General features: G+C 55.4%; 2 rRNA genes (1 of these 2 cut by a window edge). Both read right to left on the bottom strand.

Annotated features, from left to right (window positions below):
• Positions 1 to 109, bottom strand: a 5S ribosomal RNA gene (gene rrf, locus ACHIRB_RS30585); the annotation flags it as partial.
• 154 nt (positions 110 to 263) lie between these two features.
• Positions 264 to 3,176 (bottom strand): 23S ribosomal RNA (locus ACHIRB_RS30580) (it continues 220 nt past the right edge of the window).

Raw genomic sequence — 3,176 nt, 5'->3', positions numbered from 1 at the left:
GTGTCCTACTCTCCCACACCCTGGCGGGTGCAGTACCATCGGCGCTGACAGGCTTAGCTTCCGGGTTCGGGATGGGTCCGGGCGTTTCCCTGTCGCTATGGCCGCCGTAACACTGTGAAATTACACTGCGTCCCACGCTGTTCGGGGGATCGTGTGGTTTCACAGACCTCGAGTTTGTAAAGAGGTCTGTGTTTACACGATGCCCCCGCGGAGCGGAGATGTGTGTTGTTTCAGATACTGCACAGTGGACGCGTAGCTTCTTTGTTGGTAAGTCCTCGGCCGATTAGTACCAGTCACCTGCACCTATTACTAGGCTTCCAGTTCTGGCCTATCAACCCGGTGGTCTGCCGGGGGCCTTAACCACTCGATGGTGGTGAGAAACCTCATCTTGGAACAGGCTTCCCGCTTAGATGCTTTCAGCGGTTATCCCTTCCGAACGTAGCTAACCAGCGGTGCTCCTGGTGGAACAACTGGCACACCAGAGGTTCGTCCGTCCCGGTCCTCTCGTACTAGGGACAGCCTTCCTCAAGTTTCTTACGCGCGCGGCGGATAGAGACCGAACTGTCTCACGACGTTCTAAACCCAGCTCGCGTGCCGCTTTAATGGGCGAACAGCCCAACCCTTGGGACCTACTCCAGCCCCAGGATGCGACGAGCCGACATCGAGGTGCCAAACCATCCCGTCGATATGGACTCTTGGGGAAGATCAGCCTGTTATCCCCGGGGTACCTTTTATCCGTTGAGCGACACCGCTTCCACTTGCCGGTGCCGGATCACTAGTCCCGACTTTCGTCCCTGCTCGACCTGTCAGTCTCACAGTCAAGCTCCCTTGTGCACTTGCACTCGACACCTGATTGCCAACCAGGCTGAGGGAACCTTTGGGCGCCTCCGTTACATTTTGGGAGGCAACCGCCCCAGTTAAACTACCCACCAGGCACTGTCCCTGAACCAGATCATGGTCCGAGGTTAGAAGTCCAATACGATCAGAGTGGTATTTCAACGATGACTCCACGAACACTGGCGTGCCCGCTTCACAGTCTCCCACCTATCCTACACAAACCGTACCGAACACCAATACCAAGCTATAGTGAAGGTCCCGGGGTCTTTTCGTCCTGCCGCGCGTAACGAGCATCTTTACTCGTACTGCAATTTCGCCGAGTCTATGGTTGAGACAGCTGAGAAGTCGTTACGCCATTCGTGCAGGTCGGAACTTACCCGACAAGGAATTTCGCTACCTTAGGATGGTTATAGTTACCACCGCCGTTTACTGGGGCTTAAATTCTCAGCTTCGCCATTGCTGGCTAACCGGTCCTCTTAACCTTCCAGCACCGGGCAGGCGTCAGTCCGTATACATCGTCTTACGACTTCGCACGGACCTGTGTTTTTAGTAAACAGTCGCTTCTCACTGGTCTCTGCGACCTCCCCCAGCTCACACCGTAAAGGTGATCACCAACAGAGGTCCCCCTTCTCCCGAAGTTACGGGGGCATTTTGCCGAGTTCCTTAACCATAGTTCTCTCGATCGCCTTAGTATTCTCTACCTGACCACCTGTGTCGGTTTGGGGTACGGGCCGTGTATCAGCTCGCTAGAGGCTTTTCTCGGCAGCATAGGATCATGGAATTCGCCTCATTCGGCTACGCATCACCTCTCAGGCTGTATGAACGGCGGATTTGCCTACCGTTCGCCCTACAGGCTTACACCAGTACAACCACTGACTGGCCCCACTACCTTCCTGCGTCACCCCATCGCTTGACTACTACCAGCCGAGGTCCCGTGCATCTAGATCCGGTCTCCCGAAGGAGATCCATCACCGTCTGGACGGTTAGTACAACTGATTCGTCATGGGCGCGGATACACGGGTACGGGAATATCAACCCGTTGTCCATCGACTACGCCTGTCGGCCTCGCCTTAGGTCCCGACTAACCCTGGGCGGATTAACCTGGCCCAGGAACCCTTGGTCATTCGGCGGACGAGTTTCTCACTCGTCTTTCGCTACTCATGCCTGCATTCTCACTCGTGTGGCCTCCACACCTGGATCACTCCGGCGCTTCCATGGCCACACGACGCTCCCCTACCCATCCACACCACTGCACACGAATCCGTGGATCCGTGCGGGTGTTATGTGAATGCCGCGGCTTCGGCGGTGTACTTGAGCCCCGCTACATTGTCGGCGCAAAATCACTTGACCAGTGAGCTATTACGCACTCTTTCAAGGGTGGCTGCTTCTAAGCCAACCTCCTGGTTGTCTTCGCGACTTCACATCCTTTTCCACTTAGTACACGCTTAGGGGCCTTAGCCGGCGATCTGGGCTGTTTCCCTCTCGACTACGAACCTTATCGCCCGCAGTCTCACTGCCGCGCTCTCACTCACCGGCATTCGGAGTTTGGCTGATTTCGGTAAGCTTGTAGGCCCCCTAGACCATCCAGTAGCTCTACCTCCGGTGAGAAACACGCGACGCTGCACCTAAATGCATTTCGGGGAGAACCAGCTATCACGGAGTTTGATTGGCCTTTCACCCCTACCCACAACTCATCCCCTCAGTTTTCAACCTAAGTGGGTTCGGTCCTCCACGACGTCTTACCGTCGCTTCAACCTGGCCATGGGTAGATCACTCCGCTTCGGGTCTAGAACATGCGACTCTGACCGCCCTATTCGGACTCGCTTTCGCTACGGCTACCCCACACGGGTTAACCTCGCCACATGCCACTAACTCGCAGGCTCATTCTTCAAAAGGCACGCCATCACCCACCACCCACTAAAGGATGCACAGGCTCTGACGGATTGTAAGCGCACGGTTTCAGGTACTATTTCACTCCCCTCCCGGGGTACTTTTCACCTTTCCCTCACGGTACTAGTCCGCTATCGGTCACCAGGGAGTATTCAGGCTTATCGGGTGGTCCCGACAGATTCACAGCAGATTTCACGGGCCCGCTGCTACTCGGGAATAATTCACGAGAGACAAGAAGTTTTCGTCTACGGGATTCTCACCCTCTACGACAGGCCGTTCCAGACCACTTCGACTAACAACTTGTTTTCTTACTCTCGCCCGTCACGGCAGTAACGGGAAGAAAAATCCCACAACCCCACAAATGCAACCCCTGCCGGGTATCACACATCCATGGTTTAGCCTCATCCGCTTTCGCTCGCCACTACTCACGGAATCACTGTTGTTTTCTC

This window comes from Antrihabitans spumae, assembly GCF_043944905.1.
GTDB lineage: Bacteria > Actinomycetota > Actinomycetes > Mycobacteriales > Mycobacteriaceae > Antrihabitans > Antrihabitans spumae.
The sequence above is the reverse complement of the archived record's forward strand: the minus strand, read 5'-3'. Positions and strand labels throughout refer to the sequence as shown.